Source organism: Frondihabitans sucicola, assembly GCF_030296615.1.
GTDB classification, from domain to species: Bacteria; Actinomycetota; Actinomycetes; order Actinomycetales; family Microbacteriaceae; genus Frondihabitans; species Frondihabitans sucicola.
This window is the reverse complement of record NZ_AP027732.1, coordinates 599,174-615,782: the sequence shown is the minus strand read 5'-3', so window position 1 is coordinate 615,782 and position 16,609 is coordinate 599,174. Positions and strand designations below refer to the sequence as shown.

Annotated in this window: 17 protein-coding genes and 1 pseudogene; 6 read left to right on the top strand and 12 right to left on the bottom strand. The window is 71.5% G+C overall.

What is annotated here, in order from left to right; translation table 11 throughout:
- Position 1: 1 nt before the first annotated feature.
- Positions 2-1,252: an amidohydrolase family protein gene (locus QUE79_RS03205; RefSeq protein WP_286345400.1), complete on the bottom strand. Its 1,251-nt coding sequence runs from the start codon at positions 1,250-1,252 to the stop codon at positions 2-4.
- Positions 1,253-1,382: 130 nt separating this feature from the next.
- Here QUE79_RS03205 and QUE79_RS03200 point away from each other — a divergent pair, with 130 nt between their 5' ends.
- Together QUE79_RS03200 and QUE79_RS03195 are read left to right on the top strand one after the other, a co-directional pair.
- On the top strand, positions 1,383-2,039 hold the full coding sequence (locus QUE79_RS03200; protein WP_286345399.1) for a helix-turn-helix domain-containing protein: 657 nt from the start codon (positions 1,383-1,385) through the stop codon (positions 2,037-2,039).
- Between the two features lie 97 nt (positions 2,040-2,136).
- Positions 2,137-3,015: a PDR/VanB family oxidoreductase gene (locus QUE79_RS03195; RefSeq protein ID WP_286345398.1), complete on the top strand. Its 879-nt coding sequence runs from the start codon at positions 2,137-2,139 to the stop codon at positions 3,013-3,015.
- On the opposite strand, the gene QUE79_RS03190 is transcribed toward QUE79_RS03195, so the two are convergent.
- Positions 3,012-4,412: an amidohydrolase family protein gene (locus tag QUE79_RS03190; RefSeq protein ID WP_286345397.1), complete on the bottom strand. Its 1,401-nt coding sequence runs from the start codon at positions 4,410-4,412 to the stop codon at positions 3,012-3,014. The two genes, QUE79_RS03195 and QUE79_RS03190, sit on opposite strands and share 4 nt — an antisense overlap.
- Positions 4,413-4,504: 92 nt before the next feature.
- Here QUE79_RS03190 and QUE79_RS03185 point away from each other — a divergent pair, with 92 nt between their 5' ends.
- Positions 4,505-5,548 (top strand): XdhC family protein, encoded by a 1,044-nt coding sequence (locus tag QUE79_RS03185; protein WP_286345396.1) that lies wholly within the window; start codon positions 4,505-4,507, stop codon positions 5,546-5,548.
- 157 nt (positions 5,549-5,705) lie between these two features.
- Here QUE79_RS03185 and QUE79_RS03180 read toward each other — a convergent pair whose 3' ends face one another.
- The 6 genes and pseudogenes from QUE79_RS03180 to QUE79_RS03150 all read right to left on the bottom strand — a co-directional run bounded on the left by QUE79_RS03180 (position 5,706) and on the right by QUE79_RS03150 (position 11,917).
- Positions 5,706-6,464 (bottom strand): class I SAM-dependent methyltransferase, encoded by a 759-nt coding sequence (locus QUE79_RS03180; RefSeq protein WP_286345395.1) that lies wholly within the window; start codon positions 6,462-6,464, stop codon positions 5,706-5,708.
- 45 nt (positions 6,465-6,509) lie between these two features.
- Positions 6,510-9,308 (bottom strand): annotated as a pseudogene (locus QUE79_RS26090) (molybdopterin-dependent oxidoreductase).
- Positions 9,305-10,075: an FAD binding domain-containing protein gene (locus QUE79_RS03165; protein ID WP_286345394.1), complete on the bottom strand. Its 771-nt coding sequence runs from the start codon at positions 10,073-10,075 to the stop codon at positions 9,305-9,307. The pseudogene QUE79_RS26090 and the gene QUE79_RS03165 overlap by 4 nt, the downstream one beginning before the upstream one ends.
- A 246-nt stretch (positions 10,076-10,321) precedes the next feature.
- Positions 10,322-10,897 carry an aldo/keto reductase gene (locus tag QUE79_RS03160; RefSeq protein ID WP_350271737.1) on the bottom strand — a complete coding sequence of 192 codons (576 nt, stop codon included), beginning with the start codon at positions 10,895-10,897 and terminating at the stop codon, positions 10,322-10,324.
- A complete protein-coding gene (locus QUE79_RS03155; RefSeq protein ID WP_286345393.1) occupies positions 10,816-11,289 on the bottom strand; it encodes an aldo/keto reductase in 474 nt (157 codons plus the stop codon). The genes QUE79_RS03160 and QUE79_RS03155 overlap by 82 nt, the downstream gene beginning before the upstream one ends.
- Positions 11,290-11,335: 46 nt before the next feature.
- A complete protein-coding gene (locus tag QUE79_RS03150) occupies positions 11,336-11,917 on the bottom strand; it encodes a nucleotidyltransferase family protein (RefSeq protein ID WP_286345392.1) in 582 nt (193 codons plus the stop codon).
- A 47-nt stretch (positions 11,918-11,964) separates the two neighbouring features.
- Between QUE79_RS03150 and uraD the strand changes: the two genes are divergently transcribed.
- Both uraD and uraH read left to right on the top strand, forming a co-directional pair.
- The gene (gene uraD, locus QUE79_RS03145) at positions 11,965-12,438 is read left to right on the top strand and encodes a 2-oxo-4-hydroxy-4-carboxy-5-ureidoimidazoline decarboxylase (protein ID WP_286345391.1); all 474 of its coding nucleotides are present in this window, start codon (positions 11,965-11,967) and stop codon (positions 12,436-12,438) included.
- On the top strand, positions 12,435-12,758 hold the full coding sequence (gene uraH / locus QUE79_RS03140; protein ID WP_286345390.1) for a hydroxyisourate hydrolase: 324 nt from the start codon (positions 12,435-12,437) through the stop codon (positions 12,756-12,758). The genes uraD and uraH overlap by 4 nt, the downstream gene beginning before the upstream one ends.
- A 211-nt stretch (positions 12,759-12,969) precedes the next feature.
- Here uraH and QUE79_RS03135 read toward each other — a convergent pair whose 3' ends face one another.
- From QUE79_RS03135 to QUE79_RS03120, 4 genes are all read right to left on the bottom strand, one after another.
- Complete coding sequence (locus QUE79_RS03135; RefSeq protein ID WP_286345389.1) at positions 12,970-13,467, bottom strand: nucleoside deaminase; 498 nt, start codon at positions 13,465-13,467, stop codon at positions 12,970-12,972.
- Positions 13,464-14,357 carry a factor-independent urate hydroxylase gene (gene pucL, locus QUE79_RS03130; protein ID WP_286345388.1) on the bottom strand — a complete coding sequence of 298 codons (894 nt, stop codon included), beginning with the start codon at positions 14,355-14,357 and terminating at the stop codon, positions 13,464-13,466. Before pucL ends, QUE79_RS03135 begins: the two co-directional genes overlap by 4 nt.
- A gap of 189 nt (positions 14,358-14,546) precedes the next feature.
- Entirely contained in the window at positions 14,547-14,948 is a 402-nt protein-coding gene (locus tag QUE79_RS03125; protein WP_286345387.1) for a DUF3060 domain-containing protein, read from the bottom strand.
- 103 nt (positions 14,949-15,051) lie between these two features.
- Positions 15,052-15,930: an SDR family NAD(P)-dependent oxidoreductase gene (locus tag QUE79_RS03120; RefSeq protein WP_286345386.1), complete on the bottom strand. Its 879-nt coding sequence runs from the start codon at positions 15,928-15,930 to the stop codon at positions 15,052-15,054.
- An 84-nt stretch (positions 15,931-16,014) separates the two neighbouring features.
- On the opposite strand from QUE79_RS03120, the gene QUE79_RS03115 reads away from it, so the two are divergent.
- Positions 16,015-16,581 (top strand): TetR/AcrR family transcriptional regulator, encoded by a 567-nt coding sequence (locus QUE79_RS03115; protein ID WP_286345385.1) that lies wholly within the window; start codon positions 16,015-16,017, stop codon positions 16,579-16,581.
- The last annotated feature ends 28 nt before the right edge of the window (positions 16,582-16,609 follow it).

Genomic DNA, 16,609 nt, shown 5'->3' with positions numbered 1-16,609 from the left:
GTCACCTGGTTTCCGTCAGGGTGGGCAGGAGGGCGGGTTCGGCGATCTCGGAGGAGACGCGGCTCGCGGCGACGAGTCGGCCGCGGTGGATCACGAAGCGGTCGGCGGGCGCGTTGGCGGTGACGTCCGCGAGCGAGGAGCCCCGGATCGCGAGGAACTCGGCTTTCGCCCCGACCGTCGCCCCCGCCACCGGGAGCGCCATGACGTCGCGTGCACCGCTGCTCACGGCCGTGTACGCCTCGTCGATCGTGAGGTGGCCGGCGGTGACCAGGAGCATCGCCGTCTCGAGGGCGTCGCTGCGGCCGAGCGGGTTGAACGGATCGCGGACGTTGTCGGCGCCGGCGGCGAAGCGCGCGCCGGCATCGAGCAGGGCCCGGACCGCGGTGAGTCCACGCGGTGTCGAGACGGGATCCTGCCAGCCCTGCAGGTAGAGGTTCGTGATCGGGTTCGCGATCACCCCGATGTCGGCGCGCGTGACGGCGGTCACGAGTTCGTCGCGCGTGGCTTCGTCGACCGACCCGAGCCGCACGCAGTGGCCCGCGCTGACCGGGACGGTCCAGCCGGTGACGGTCTCCGCGAACTCGCCGAGGGTGACGGCGCCGGCCAGGCTCTCGTCGGTGTGCAGATCGACGCCGATGCCGCGTCGAACGGCGATGGCGAGCAGGCGCTGCAGGTCGGCGCTCGGGTTCGGAGCCAGGTGCGGCGACCCGCCGACCAGGTCGACGCCGAGGTCGATGGCGGCCTCGATGTCGGCGTCGGGAACGTCCGGCCCGGCGAGGGCGACGAGTTCGAGGTCGAGGAGCCCGCGGAGTTCCTCGCGCACCTGAACGAGAGCCGTCGCCCCGCGGAGCGGCTCGTCTCCGAGCAGGATGTCGACGTGGGTGCGGATCGAGGTCGTGCCCTGACCGAGCATCCGCAGCGCCTGCGTGCGAGCGCGAGTCGCGATGTCCTCCACGGTCATGGTCCGCGCGTACTCCCGCCACGACGCGATCGCGAGTCCGAGGTCGCCCATCGGCGGCCGGATCGCCTCCCAGGACAGCGCCTTGTCCAGGTGGCCGTGCGGCTCCGCGGGCGCGGTCAGCAGCAGGTGTCCGGTGAGGTCGAGCGTCTGCTCGGGTTCGGCCGGGACGGCTGCGGACCCCGCAGGAACGACCGCCGCGACGGTGTCACCATCGAGGGTCACGTCGACGGTCGAGCCGTCGGGAAGCGTCGCGCCGGACAACAGGACGAGGCTCTGGGGAAGGGTGGTCACGAAGGGGATCTCTCGATCGGGATGCGGGAACCTCGGGGGCCCTCCGCACTCGAATGTTGATGGGCTCAACATGATTGAATCTACGGACGCCGCGTTTCCACCACGTAACGCGGTCGTTTCGACGTGTTAATTGCGGGCACCGCCCGACGACTGCCGTGGTACACAATCACAGTCCCTATCGATCCAGGAGGATCCCGTCACATCGCTCGACACCGCGATCGACCAGCAGGCGCTGTCGGTCGGTCGCCGCATCCGAGAGCTCCGGCGCGCTCGCGACCTCACCCTCGTCCAGCTCGCCGCCGCGGCCCAGCTCTCTCACCCGTTCCTCTCCCAGTTGGAGCGCGGTCTGGCACGCCCCAGCATGGTGTCGCTCGAGCGCATCGCCCGGGCACTCGGGTCGTCCCAGGTCGAACTCCTCGCACCCGTCGACGTCTCCGGGCCCGACGCGTCGCGCCCGGGCATCGAGGTGATCCGGGCCTCCGACGGGTCCCGCGGACCGTACGGCCAGGCCGAGGGGCGCCTGCTCGTGCACGGGGACCGGCCGTTCCACCCGATGATCCTGGTCGGCACCAGCGCCGACCCCGGCGACTTCTTCTCCCACGCCGAGGACGAGTTCCTGCACGTGATGGAGGGTTCGGCGGTCGTCGACTTCGGTGACGGCGAGCCCCGCGTCCTGAGCGTCGGCGACTCGGTCTACTTCGTCGGCGGGACACCGCACCGCTGGTGGGCCGCGGGCGACGCCGGCTACCGCGTGTTCGTCGTCAAAGAGAAGCCGGAGACGCTGTGAACGCCCCCGGCGACGCGCAGGGGCTGCACGAGACCCAGTTCGACGTGCGCGTGGTGTCGCGCACGCGGGCGCCGACGGCGTCGAGCTGTTCGAACTGGTGCCGCTCGGCGACCGTCCGCTTCCCGGCTGGACCGCGGGATCCCACATCGACGTGATCCTGCCCGATGCCGAGGTGCGGCAGTACTCGCTCTCCGGAGCGCCGTCGCCGGGGTCGAGCAGCACCTGGCGCATCGGCGTCCTGCGCGAGGCCGAGGGCCGAGGCGGATCGGTCTGGCTCCACGACGAGCTCGCTGTCGGTGACACCCTGACCGTCGCCGGCCCGCGCAACCACTTCGAGTTCGAACCCGCTCACGGCACCTCGTACGTCCTCGTCGCCGGCGGGATCGGAGTGACCCCGATCTCGTCGATGGCCGCGGCCGCAGCCCGGGCCGGCGTCGACTACGAGGTCCACTACGCCGGGCGCTCGCGGCAGACGATGGCTCTGCTCGACGAGCTGGCTTCGCTCCACGGGCCGAGCCTGTCGGTCTACGCCGGCGACGAGGGCGAGCGGCTCGACCTCGAGGGGCTCTTCGCCTCGATGAAGCCGTTCACCACGACGTTCTGCTGCGGGCCGGCTCGCCTCATCGAGGCGATCGAGAAGGCGGCCGCAGGACGCCAGCTGGTCGTCGAGCGGTTCGAGCCCAAGGCCGTCGGCGCGCCCGTGCTCGCGGCCCCCTTCGAGGTCGAGCTCGCCATGACCGGGGTCACCGTCACGGTGCCGCCGGACCGGAGCATCCTCGACGTCGCCGAAGAGGCCGGGGCGCTCGTGCTCTCGAGCTGCCGCGAAGGAACCTGCGGCACCTGCGAGACCGTCGTGCTCGAAGGAGAGGTCGACCACCGGGATTCGATCCTGACCCCCGACGAGCAGTCCGCCAACGACGTCATGTACGTGTGCGTGTCGCGCTCGGCCTGTCCGCGATTGGTGCTCGAGCTCTAGCGCGGCACCCGGGCCGTGGCAGCCGCCGCGAGAGAAGCCTCGTCGGCGTTCACCAGCTCGTAGTCGCGCACGACGACCCGCCCCGCCACCACGACGTGCCGAGGGCGCCGCCCCGGGTTCGCCCAGAGCAGTCCGGCGACGCGGTCGGCCACCCCGGCGTCGGCCACGCCCGAGACGTCCCAGACGCAGAGGTCGCCCGCCGCGCCCGGCCGGAGGTGCCCGAGCTCCGGGCGCCCGAGCCCCGCGGCCCCGCCCGCCGTCGCCATGCCCAGGATCTCGCGCGCGGACACCGGGGGCCCGACCAGGGGTGCCACCTGCATGGCGAGGCGCGCGTCGGCGAGAAGGTGCCCGGCGTCGTTCGAGCCGCCGCCCGAGGTCCCGAGGCCGACGGTCACGCCCGCGGCGCGGAGGGCGGCGATCGGCGAGATGCCCCAGCCCATCGGCAGGTCGCACCCGGGAGCGTGGGTGGCCGTCACCCCGGCGGAGGCCAGCCGGGCGACTTCGGAGGGAGTCACGTCGCACAGGTGCGCGATCGTGACGTCGGCGGCGAGCCAACCCCACTCCTCGAGCAGATCGAGGGGCCGCCGTCCGTAGCGCTCCAACGCGATCGCGGTGTCGACCTGCTCGTTCGCCTGGGTGCGCCGGCGCAACCCGTGCCGCGCCGCGACCTCGGCGAGCAGCTCGAACGTCTCGCGACTGTCGCTGTGCACGCCCGCCGGCCCGACCGCGACCTGCAGGAGGCCGTCGGCGCTCACGCCTCCGGGGGTGCCGGGCACGAGCGCGCGCACGATCGCTTCAGCCGACTCCGCCGCGTCGTCCGGAGCATCGCGAGCGGAACCGCGGACGAACACGAGGCGTCCGCCGAGCCGAGCGGCGGCAGCGGCGGTGGCTTGCGCGATGGCCGTGCGGTCGTCGATCGACGCGTCGGCCGGCCAGTTCAGCTGATGGTCGGCGACGGTGGTGACACCGCTCAGCAGGCCCTCGGCGATGCCGACGCCCGCCGAGGCGGCGAGCAGGGAGGCGTCGATCCCCGCTGCCGAGTACGCGGCGGCCATCGTGGGCAGCCACTCGGCCATGGGCACGCCTCGGGTGCCCGGAAGCGTGCGGAAGACGCTCTGCAGGAGGTGGTGGTGCGCGTTGACGAGCCCCGGGGTGACGATGGCGCCGGTGGCGTCGAGCGTCTCGGCGCCGGCGGCCGAGGTGCGGTCCGCGGATGTGCGGTCCGCCGCGCCGCCCGCCGATGTGCGGTCCGCCGCCGCGCCGCCCGCGGCGCTACCGCCGCGCGCCGGGCCGCCCGCGGACGCCACCACCCGCCCGTCGTCGATCAGCACGCTGCCCCCGTCGACCTCGGTGGACTCGTCGACGAGCAGGACGGTGGCGCCGGTGACTGCGAGCATCCTGCCATCGTGGCACTGCCGTGTGTCGTCCATGTGACGCGCCGAATCCCGCCCGTAACACCGGTGAAACCGACGCGTGGCACGCTGTGCACATGTTCGAGATCGCGGACCGCCTGCTGCAGGCCCTCGACGGCGGCGCCGTGCTGGCCGTGGCGACCGCGGTGTCGATCGAGGGCAGCGCCCCGCGGACCGTCGGCACCTCCATGGCGTACGACGGCTCGGTCGTGATCGGCTCGATCGCCGGCGGCTGCGTCGAGGCGGCGGTCGTCGGGGTCGCCGAGGAGGTGCTCGCCGACGGCGTGGCCCGGACGGTCGAGTACGGCGTCGACGACGAGACCGCGTTCTCGGTCGGGCTCACCTGCGGCGGGCAGCTGCGTCTCCGAGTCGAACGCGTCGACGCCTCCCACGCCATAGTGCCGCAGCTGCGCGCCGCCGCTGCCGGCCAAGCCGCGGGTGCGGCGATCGCCCTGGGCCCGATCCGAGCGGAGTGGCGGGGCAGGATCGAGAGCGAACGGCTCGCCCGGACCACGCTCGGTGAATCGGGGCTCACCACGATCGACTGCGACGGGACGCTCGTCGACGTGTTCTTCGAGGTCCGCGCGACCCGACCGCACTTCGTCGTCGTGGGCGCCATGGAGTTCTCGACAGCGCTCTCCGCGGCAGCGCAGGTGCTCGGTTACCGGGTCACGGTCACCGACCCGCGGGCTCTGTTCACCACTCCCGAGCGCTTCCCCGGCGCGAGCGTCCTCGTCGGCTGGCCGCAGCGGATCCTGCCCACCCTCGACCTCGACGAGCGCAGCGTCGTCTGCGTCCTCTCGCACGACGCCCGTTTCGACGCTCTCGCCCTCGAGCTGGCCCTCGCCTCGCCGGCGTCCTACGTCGGCGCGATGGGGTCGCGTCGCACCCACGCGCGCAGGATGGCGTCCCTCCGCGAACGCGGCGTCGCACCCGAATCGCTGGCCCGGCTGCGCTCGCCGATCGGGCTCGACCTCGGTGCGTCCACGCCCGAAGAGACCGCGATCTCGATCCTGGCCGAGGTGATCGCCGCCAGGACAGGTGCGACGGCGGCCGCGCTCGCCGCCACGAGCGGGCCCATCCACCGGGTCGTGTCGTCGTCGAGTCGAGTCAGGCAGTAGGGCGCGTCTCTCACTTCGCCGCGGGCCGTGTGTGCCCTGGATCGCGCGAGCTGCGGCGGCGGATTCCTTGAAGGCCGCGGGCGGCCTCCTGCATCACCCGCGGTGCAGCTCACGAGACCAGACCAGACACGACCTCGGGCCACGTGGGAGACACACCCTAGGCGGGCTTCCGCGCGACGATCAGGAAGCGCGTCGAGTACGCCACGAACGAGCCATCGCGCAGGATCTGCTCGTGCAGGTCTCGCAGGCGAGGCAGGTATTCGGCGACCGTGAAGCCGGGAACCATCCAGATGACCTTGCGCAGGAAGTACACGACTGCACCGATGTCGAAGAACTCGATGCGCGTCTCCTCCAGCCGGAGATCGTCGATCACGAGGCCGGCCGCCGTCGCCCGCTCGACGTCGTCGTCGGGGTGCCGCCCGCGCCGGACCGCTTCGGGCTGAGGCCCGAGGAAGTACTCCACCACCTCGAACACCGAGTGGGGTCCGACGTGCTGAGCGAAGTAGGTTCCGCCCGGGGCCAGCACCCGTGCGATCTCCGACCACCAGACCGTGACGGGGTGCCGGCTCGTGACGAGGTCGAAGGCCGCGTCGGCGAACGGCAGCGGCGGCTCGTCGGGGTCGGCGACGACCACGACGCCTCGGGGGTGGAGCAGCGCGGACGCCTTCGCGACGTTCGGCGGCCACGACTCGGTGGCGACCGCCAGCCGCGGGATCGTCGGCACGCCTGCCACGACCTCGCCGCCGCCCGTCTGGATGTCGAGCGACGCTGAGGCGCCCGCCATGCGGTAGCCGAGGGCCTCGGAGTACTTCCAGCTCGGTCGCTCCTCGGTCGCCCGGCCGTCCAGCCAGGAGAAGTCCCAGCCGTCGACCGAGACGGTCGCGGCCTCCTCGACGAGTTCTTCGAAGGTGCGCATGGTTCCAGTCTGCCCGGGCGTTCAGGATCCCGGCGAAGCGACGATCTACCGCGAGCCCTCGGCGAGCCGCCACAGCCGGTCGCGCGACATCGGCAGGTCGTGCGGTCGCACGCCGAGCGCGTCGCGGATCGCGTTGGCCAGCGCCGGCGCCACGGGGTTGTACGGAGCCTCGCTCATGCTCTTGGCGCCGAGCGGCCCGAGGTCGTCGTGGGTCGACGCGAAGTGCACCTCGGTGACGGGCAGGTCGGCGAACTTGGGCAGCCGGTAGTTGCGGAACGCCGACGTCACCACGCCGCCTGCCCCGTCCATCATCACCTCTTCGAACAGCGCCGTGCCGATCGCCTGCGCCGTCCCGCCCTCGATCTGGCCTCGGAGCTGCTCCGGGTTCAGCACCGTGCCGGCATCGGCGGCCTGGATCGAGCGCAGGATCCGCACCTCTCCGGTCGCGCGGTCGACCGCCACCCGGAACGCGTGCACGTTGAACGCGACCGACCGCGGTGTGCCGTCGTGGCTGCCGTCCGCCTCGAGCGGCCCGTGCTCCAGCAGCTCGCGGGCGGTCACGAGCCGGCCGGCACCCCAGCGGCCGTCGGGGACGACGACACCGTCGGGCACCAGGGTGCCGACGGCGATCGAGGTCGACGATGGAGTCGCAGGATCCTGCGCCGCATCTCCCACCCCGGTCACGATCGCGCTCGCCCGGGCCAGCATCGCGGCCTTGAGCTTCGTCGCCGCGGCGAAAGGGCCTTTCCCGCTACGACGACCCCGGCAGAGCCGAAGGCGCCGGTGTCGTAGCGGGCGACGTCGGTGTCGGACTGCCGGATCACGACGCGGTCCGTGGTCGTGCCGAGGACGCTGGCGGTGAGCTGCGCGTGCACCGTGGTGGTCCCGTTGCCGAACTCGGCGGTGCCGACGCCGATCGTGTACCGGCCGTCGCCGCCGAGCGACACCGTCGTGTCGGCGAAGTGCCCCCGCGGGGGCATCGTGGCGATCATCGCCAGGGCCATGCCGCTGCCGAACGACCAGGAGGTGCCGCTCGGGATGTCGGTGGACCCGGTCAGCGACCCGGAGTCGGCCGGCGGCGGCCCTCGAGCGCCGCCTGGACGAGGTCGAGGCACTGGTCGAGACCGTAGCTGCCGAAGAGCAGATCGCTCTCCTCGTGCGGATCGACGACGGTCATCAGGTCGCCGGGCACGACGACGTTGCGCCGCCGGAGCTCGAACGCGTCGATGCCGAGCTTGCGGGCCAACTCGTCGAGGGCCGATTCGACGGCGAAGATCACCTGCCCCAGGCCGTATCCGCGGAACGCTCCGGACGGCGGGTTGTTCGTGTAGACCGACTCCGCGTCGACGCGCTTGTTCGGCACGCGGTAGACCGAGATCGACTCGTGCACGCTGTGGAACATGACACCGACGCCGTGGTTGCCGTAGGCGCCGGTGTCCATCAGTTCGTCGACGGCGAGGGCCGTCAGCACGCCGTCGGACGTCGCGCCGAGTTTCACGCCGACCCGCATCGGGTGCCGGAGCGGGGCGATCACGAACTCGTCCTCGCGCGTGTACTCGTACTGAACGCTCCGTCCGGTGCGCAGCACGGCCATCGTGACGAGGTCTTCCGTCAGGAGCTCCTGTTTGCCACCGAATCCGCCGCCGACCCGCGCCGCGAAGACGCGCACGGTGTCCTGAGGAGCCCGAAGATGTGGCAGATCTCGTCGCGCACCAGGAACGGCACCTGCGTGCTGGTCCGGAGCACGAGCCGACCGTCGGCGTCGATCCAGCCGCGGGTGGCATGCGTCTCGAGGGCGGCGTGCGAGATGCGCTGCGTCTGCCACACGCCCTCGACCGTGGCGTCCGAGGCGGCCAGCGCGGCCTCGACGTCACCCATCTCGCCGTGCATCTGGGCCACGACGTTCCGGCCCGGTTCGGAGATGCGCGACTCCGCGCCCTTCTCCCCGTGGAGACGCGGAACGCCGTCCTGCGTGCTCCGAGCGAGCGCAGGATCGAAGACGGCCGGCAGGATCTCGTACTCGACCGTGATCAGGGCGAGGGCGCGTTCGGCGATCCGCACGCTGTCCGCGACGACGGCCGCGACGCGCTGGCCCCGGAAGCGCAGGACCGGGTCGAGCACCAGGGTGTCGTCGGGGTCGTCCTCGCGGTTCTCGTGGCGGCCTGTGGAGAACAGGGTCGCGGGGGAGTCGCGGTGGGTGAAGACGCACTCCACGCCCTCGAGGGCCTCGGCCGCCGCGGTGTCGATCGAACGTATCCGCGCGTGGGCATGGGGGCTCTTGAGCACGGCGAGGTGGAGCAGCTTCGTCGGTGTCGTGAAGTCGAGCGTGTACTCCTCCCGGCCCGTCACGACTCGCAGGCCGGCGGGTGCCTTGACCGAGCGGCCCGCCGCCTCGCCGGCCGCGGGAGTCGCGGTGTTGTCGACGCCGTGGATCGCGTCGCGGATGGCTCGGTAGCCGGTGCAGCGGCAGAGGTTCCCCTTGAGTGCGCGCGGCAGGTCGGCGAGTTCCTCGTCGCCGAACGTCGATGCCGTGACCACCATGCCGGCCGTGCAGAAGCCGCACTGCAGGCCCGCCGCGTCGACGAACCTCTGCTGCAGCGGGTGGGGGTCTTCGGGCGTCCCGAGACCTGCCACGGTGGTTACGTGCTTGCCCGACAGGCGATGGGCGGGGTAGATGCACGAGTGGACCGGCTCAGCATCGACCAGAACCGAGCACGCCCCGCAGTCGCCCGCGTCGCAGCCCTTCTTGACCTCGTAGTGCCCGTTCTGCCTCAGCACCGTGCGGAGCACCTGCCCGGGCAGGACCTCCGTCTCGAGCTCTTCGCCGTTCACCTCGAACTTCACGCCAGCTCCTCGCGGATCTCCTCGGCGAACAGCCGAGTGACGGCCTCGCGCCAGTCCGGTGCTCCGTGCGGGTCGTCGTACCAGGGATCTATGCCATCCAGGGCATGTTCGAGTTCGCCCGCCGTGGGAGCCGCGGTGAAGCGCAGCTGAATCGGTCGCGGCGTCGCCGCCGTGATCGTGACGACGAAGGAGCCGTCCCCTGCGGCACGGCCGATCACCAGGCTGCCGGAGCGGCCCAGGTTCGACAGGGCGATCCGACGGAACGCGACCCGGGACCGAAGCGCGGCCGACGGGACCTCGATCGCGCGCAGGATCTCGCCCGCTCGCAGATCCGTGGAGCGGACGCCGCGAACGAACTCGGCCACGGGGATCCTGCGCTCCGTGTGTTCCGGCCCCCAGATCACCGCTGTCGCGTCGAGCGCCGACATCAGCGAGGTCATCGCGCCGGCGGGGAGGGCTGTGGCGATGTTGCCGCCGACGGTCGCGACGTTCCAGATCTTGAAGCTGGCCAGCAGCGAGTCGGCGCAGAGCCGGAACAGCCGGTGCGCCGGCCAGTCGGGTTCGGCGGGGACGCGCGTGAGGTCGCGGATGGTGCAGGTCGCGGCGACGACCAGGGCGTCGTCGGTGCGCACGACAGCCGGCCAGCCGAGCCCCGTGAGGTCGACGAGCCCCGTCACGCCGGGCTGCGGCTCGGAGAACAGCCAGGTGCCGCCCCCGAGGGCACGGACGCCTTCGCCCAGCACGATGTCGTCGCGGGTTCGGGCCACCCGGATCTCGTCCACGCCGATCAGGTCCATATGTTCACCGAGTCAACATCATCCCTGTTACGGGCGTGTTGCGGCGTGCCGCTGGTGCCCTCGAGCCGCGGTCCTCCGTGACTTCTTTTCTCAGCTGCCGCCACCAGCCGCCCGCAATGGGGAGTGCCGTCCAGAGGAGCATCGAAGTCGACGCTGGGCCCAGTCCGACCGAGAGATCACTGTTCGCCAGCCACTCCCACTGAGGCGCCGCCGCAGTTAGGCGTCGAGCGCAATGCCCGCCGGCACGACGTCTTCGATGGCGGCCCACAGGTCGTCGGGGATCACGAGCTGCGCGTCGTCGATGGCGGCCTCGAGGCGCGGAAGGCTCGAGACGCCGACGACCGTCGAGTGGATTCGCGGTTCCCGCAGGCTGAACTGCAGGGCGGCGGCGGCCAGCGGCACGCCGTACTCGTCGCAGAGCAGTCGCACGGCCTCGAACGCCTCCGCGGCCTGGCGTGTGATCGGCCGGTAGCCGTAGCTGCCGGCGAAGCGCGGATCGCCGGTGAGGATCCCGGCCCCGTACGGTGCAGCGTTGGTGATGCCGACGTCGCGCGCGGTGGCGGCGTCGAAGAGGTCGGAGGCCGATCGGTCGAGGATCGTGAACCGGTTGTGCGTGATCAAGGCGTCGAAGAGGTCCGTCTCGACGAACTGCTGCAGCATGCCGACGGGCCCGCCCGAGATGCCGATCGCCGCAGTGAGCCCCTGCTCCTTCATGGCCACGAGCGCGGACACCGGCCCTCCGTCCGCCATGGCCGCGTCGAACCCGATGCTGTCGGGGTCGTGCAGGTGCAGGATCTGCAGGCGGTCGACTCCCAGGCGCGACAGCGACTCCTCGAGGAGCGCCACATGCGGTCGGCGCTGAAGTCGCCGGTCGCGACGTCGCGGTCGAGTTTGGTCTGGAGCACGAGCCCGTCGGCGATGTCGCCTGCCGCGACCGCACTCGCACTGGCGAGTCCTCGCCCGATCAGCAGCTCGCTGCGCGCGTCGCCGTACTCGTTGGACGTGTCGAGGAAGTTCAGCCCGATCGAACCGGACGCCCACGACGAGGCGATCTCGGCGATGCGCGCGTCACCCCGCTCTTCCGTCTCGTCGGCGCGGGTGCGGCCCCACGCGGAGGTCCCGATGCAGAGCGGCGACACCTCGAATCCGGTTCGTCCGAAGGTCTTGGTCGGCAGTGACGTCATGAGGACAGTCTGCCCGACGGGGTCGAGTCGGCACATGCTCGTGCGGTCACGCGCCGCTTTCGCTGTCCGAGCGCGGGGTGTCGACGTCGAGCCCCGGCGACAGGTCTCCGCACTCGACCTCGGTGACGTCGTGCGCGAGGAGGTAGGGGCGCGCCCCGCGGTCGCCGGACAGGCCGGCGACGAGGGCCGGCCAGTGGTCACGGCCGAGCAGCACCGGGTGCCCGGGCCGCCGGGCGAAGGTCGCCTGGCGAAGGACCTCCGTCGAGACACCGCCCTCGAGCACTCGCAGGGCGACCTCCACCGGCAGATCGGGCAGATCCACGAGGGTGACGAGAGCCGCGACCGACCCTGATGCCGCTGCGGCCCGCAGCCCCGCGCGCAGGCTCGCGGCGAGGCCGGACGCCCAGTCCTCGGCGACCACCGCCTGCGCCCTCGGAGGCACGAGCTTGCGCGCCGCATCGACCGCAGCCCCGAGGACCACGGTGACCTCCTGGCATCCTGCGCCCCTCAGCAGCTGCTCGGCGAGAGCGACCCACGGCCTGCCGTCGGCGTCGCGCGCGAGCGCCTTGGGCTGCCCGTACCGAGCCCCGGCCCCCGCCGCCAAGACGATCCCGTGCACGAGCCCCATGTCCCCAGTCTCGCTCACCTTCTCCGTGGCGCCGCTACGGTGGAACAATGATCGACGTCTCCGAGTCCGACCTCCGCGCAGCACTCCACGTCGAGCGCTGGGTCGCCGAGGTCGCCGCCGGCTCGCCGTACGACGACTGGGAGGCGCTCCGGGCGGCGTCGGGGGCCGCCGCCACGCCGCTCAGTCCGGCCGAGATCGACGAAGCGCTGGCGTCGCACCCGCGCATCGGCGAGAAGCCGACCGGGGCCGATGCTGCGGCCGAGTTCAGCCGGGCGGAGCAGCAGGCGCCCGACGTCGACGACCAGCACCTGGCTAAGGCGCTCGCCGAAGGCAACGCCACGTACGAGGAGCGCTTCGACCGCGTCTTCCTCATCCGGGCCGCCGGCCGCACGCGCGCGGAGATCGTCGAGGAGCTCGACCGCCGTCTCAAGCTCGACGACGAGACCGAACTCGCGATCGTCGGCGACGAGCTGCGCGACATCGCCCTGCTCCGGCTCGAGAAGACCTACGGGGCCGCATGAGCCACGTCACCACGCACGTCCTCGACTCCTCCGTGGGGCGCCCGGCCTCCGGCATCGGGGTCGAGCTGCAGGATCACGAAGGGCGCACCCTCGCGACGGGTGTCACCGACGCCGACGGCCGGGTCGCGATCCTGGGCCCCGACGTCCTGGAGCCCGGCGCCTACCGCCTGGTCTTCGCGACCGCCTCGTATTTCGCAGCGACGGGCACGCCGACCTTCTACCCGCGCGTCACCCTCGATTTCACCGTCGTCGACGGCGCGCACTACCACGTGCCGCTGCTGCTCAGCCCGTTCGCCTACTCGACGTACCGCGGCAGCTAGCCCCTCCAGAAGCGACGGCCAGCCCCTCCAGAAGCGACAGCCCGCCCCTCCAGAAATCGAAGGGGATTGCTGCTCTGGCGCCGGAGTCATGCGCATCCGGGGCCCTCGGCGCGAAAATCCCCTTCGATTTCTGCCCGGGGCCCGAGGCTCGCCGCCCAGCCCAGCCCAGCCGGAGGCTCACCGCCCAGCGCAGCGCAGGAGGGCAGCACCCCTAGTAGTCCGTGCGGCTCTCCTTCGCCAGCCACGCGTCGAACGGCGCTGACGCGTCGGCCGGTCGGACGGCGTCCACCGGCAGCTCCCAGGTGTCTCGATCGCGCGCGAACAGCTCGTAGAACTCGAGATCGTCGAACCCGCCGCGCGCGGCATCGTGACGGTCGGCGGCGAAGACGACCCGGTCGACCCGCGACCAGAGGGCCGCCGACAGGCAGAGCGGGCACGGCTCGCACGACGTGTAGAGCACGGCCCCGGCCAGGGAGAACGACCCTTCGGCGTGGCAGGCGGCGCGGATCGCGACCACCTCGGCGTGCGCCGTCGGATCGAGGTCGCGCGTCACGCGATTCTGCCCCTCGGCCACGACGTGACCGTCGCGGACGATCAGCGCACCGAACGGCCCGCCCCCGTCGGCCACGTTCGCGGTCGCCAGCTCGATGGCCCTGGCCAGCCACTCGTGATCCTGCGCCCCGCCCTGCGGAGCCCCGGCGGTACTCACGCGAGCCCCGCGGAGGCTCGCCACGCCTCACCGGCCGGTGGCGCATCGTCGCGGATCAGCGTCGCCTCGATCAGTCCGTAGGCGCGGTCGGAGGCGAAGAACACCTCGCCGTGATTCTCGACGCCGAAGCGGCCGATGTCGTAGTCGAAGTGGTGCTTGTTGGGAGCCTTGAGACGTACCTCGGCGATGAACGGGAACTCCTCCATCACCGCGGTGCCCATGTGCCACAGCGTCTGCTGCAGGGCGAGCGACTGCAGCGTCGCGAACTCCGTGACCATCAGGGCCTTGATCGTGGGGTAGACGGCGTTCCAGTCGACGTCGAGCGACGAGAACCGCCACTTCGCGTCGAGGGCGGTCGCCATCACCCGGTCGTGGGTCTCGGGCAGGGTCGTGTACTCGTCTTTCAAGAAGCCCGCGAACTCCGAGCCGGTCGACTTGAGCAGCACCAGGTCTTTGAGGCCGCCGATGACGTATTCGCCCGAGGAGTCGACCGTGACCGCCGCGGTCCGTACCTCCTGGCCCTTGCGCAGCCAGGTGTGGTCGTGCTCGGTGCCGTCGACGACGGCGCGCTCCCAGGCGAACTCCTCGATCTCGATGCGCGCCCCCTCGACGGGGTCGATCTCGTGCACGAAGTGGCGGGCGAGGTCGAGGCCGTACTGCTCGATCGACTCGACGCCCTTCGACTTGGTGAACGCGTACGCGGTGTTCTTCTGAGTGTCGGTGGGGAGCACGTTCGACTGGTCTCCGACGAGGTACGCGGGCTCGAACGGACCGCGCAGAGCGGTCGTCACATTGAGGTCGCGGATCTCGTGTCGGGGGCTGTCACGGACGATGCGGACGATCCGCGATTCCGCTTTTCCGTACTGGTTGTCTCCGAGGATGATCGCCATGATGTTGATTCTGTCAACAATTTGTGACCGGGGTGTTTCGGCCTGGTTCCGGGCTGTGACGGAGTCGACGACGCGCTCCCGCGGGCCCTCCCGCCGTCGAACACGGCCGCCTGGGCCCCGAGATCGCAGGAACTGTCGCCCGTCCGACAGCGAGTCGACGGTTCCTGCGATCTCACGCCGCGCGCAGGATCAGCGCTGCGCGATGGTGTTGCCGGATCCCGAGTCGGTGACCTTGGGAGTCGCCGCGGCGCCGTAGAACACGACGTTTCCCGATCCCGCGGCCGAGATGGCGGTCGCGGAGTCGACGGTGACGGTGTTCTTGCTGCCGGTGATGTCGACGGTCTTGGTGTTCGGCAGGCTGATGATGGCGCCGTTGGCCGTGACGGTGATCGTGTCGCACGGGGTGGTCACGTTGATCTTGGCGTGAGCCTTGCCGCTGACGGTCATGGCGCCGTCGACGCACTTCGGGGCGGACGCGGAGGCGGCCTTCGTGGTGGGCGAGGTCGCCGAGGAGCCGGACGAGCTGCAGCCGGCGAGGGCGAGGCCGGCGGCGAGGACGACGACCGGGGTGAGCAGGGTGGTGGTGCGCATGGTGGTTCCTTACTGTGGTTCGCGCCGCCCGGAGTGCCGAACGGCCCCGAAGACCCTAACGCTCCGCGGCTGTGCGCCCCGCCGCCCCCGACCGCACGCCGCCTCAGACGTGCTCCGCCAGCGGGTCGAGCTGCTCGGGAGTCGCGTCGTCGGCGTCGGTCGACTCGCTGAGCGAGCGCCACGCGGCATCCGATTCCATCAGGGCTGCAGCATTGCGGGTGGCGTTCGTCACGGCGTCGCTTCCGGCCAGCAAGCGCACCGGCGGTGAGTCGAGACCGGCGACCGTCAGGACCAGTTGTGCGACCTTCGCCGGATCGCTCGCTCCGATGGCCGAGCCTTCGTGCAACGCTGCCATGGCGCCGACCGTCGGCTCGTAGCCGGGCGTGACCGGGGCGACGGCCATCGACGACCCGGCCCAGTCGGTGCGCATTCCGCCGGGTTCGATCGCCGTGGCGAACAGGCCGAGCGGGGCGATCTCCTTCGCGAGCACCTCGGTGAACCCGCCGACGGCCCACTTCGCGGCCTGATAGGCGGCCAGCCCCGGCGTTGCCGAGCGCCCGCCGACCGACGAGATCTGGATGATCCTGCCCGACCCCTGCTTCCGCAGCAGCGGGAGGACGGCCTTCGTCACGGCGATGACGCCGACCAGGTTGGTGTCGAGCTGCCGGCGGAACGACTCGAGCGTGGTGTCCTCCACGCTGCCGAGGTCGGCGTAGCCCGCGTTGTTGACGACGACGTCGAGGTGGCCGAAGGCGTCGACGGCTGTCGCGACGGCGGCGTCGACGGCCGCGGGGTCGGCCACGTCGAGGGCGACGGCGCGCACCCGGTCGGGGTTCGCGGCGACGAGGTCGTCGAGGCTGCGCGGGTCGCGTGCGGTCGCGACGAGACGATGGCCCGCGGCGACGACCGCTTCCGCGATGGCGCGCCCGAGCCCCCGCGAGCTGCCGGTGACGAAGTAGACGGTGTCGGATCCTGTAGTCATGATGCTCTCCTAAATGAATGTTCATTCAGTAGAGCACTGACCATCCCTTGTGTCAAATGAATGTTCATTCAGTAGACTGACCGGATGCGTACCCGCGATCCCAAAGCCAAGAAGCGACAACTGGTCGAGGCGGCGACAGCCGAGTTCGCCGCCTACGGCATCGCCGGTGCCCGGATGGACCGCATCGCCGCCGCCGCCCAGTGCAGCGCGGGCCTCGTCTACAGCTACTTCGGCGGCAAGGACGAGCTGTTCGACGCCGTGTTCGACCGCATCGTCGCACGCACGATGAATGACATCCCGATCACGGTCGACGACCTGCCCGAGTACGCCGGCCGCCTGTTCGACGGCTACCTTCAGCACCCCGAGGTGCAGCGGATCGCGAGTTGGCACCGCCTCGAACGCTCGACCTCGACCGGCCTCATTGCCGCGATCACCGCCAGCATGGAGCAGAAGGTCGAGGCGATCCAAAGGGCGCAGGATCACGGGCGACTCACGACCCGGTTCGCGGCCATCGACCTGCTCACGCTGCTGCTCGCCCTGACCGGCGTGTGGGCCTCCGCCGAGCCCGAGCTCAAGGTCATGACCGCGTCGCACGACGACGCCCACCGTCGCGCGGTCGTGGTCGCGGCCGTCGCCGCCCTCCTCGCCTGACCGGGGCCCGCCCAGCGAGGCTGGCAGA